The sequence below is a fragment of the Cognatazoarcus halotolerans genome, from assembly GCF_009800965.1.
GTDB lineage: Bacteria > Pseudomonadota > Gammaproteobacteria > Burkholderiales > Rhodocyclaceae > Cognatazoarcus > Cognatazoarcus halotolerans.
This window is the reverse complement of record NZ_WUAF01000110.1, coordinates 1-204: the sequence shown is the minus strand read 5'-3', so window position 1 is coordinate 204 and position 204 is coordinate 1. Positions and strand designations below refer to the sequence as shown.

At 70.1% G+C, this 204-nt stretch carries 1 protein-coding gene; it reads right to left on the bottom strand.

From position 1 onward, the window contains the following. The coding region (locus tag GQB03_RS22900) for a hypothetical protein (RefSeq protein WP_159694096.1) at positions 1 to 204 on the bottom strand (204 nt) is incomplete at both ends.

Sequence of the window (204 nt, the reverse complement as noted above, 5' to 3'; positions counted from 1 at the left end):
CTGCCGCCCAGGGCCGCCAGTTCGGCGGCGCTGAGCGTCTGCAGCGCGGAGCCGTCGCCCCAGTCGATGGTGTAGCTGAGTGGATCGGCCGCCCCGGCCACGTCGCTGCCGGCGATGGCCAGCGCGAAGGTGTCGCCTTCGTCGATGCTGCCCGCTCCACCGATGTTCAGGCTCGGCGCGACATTGTTCACCGTGATGGTCTTG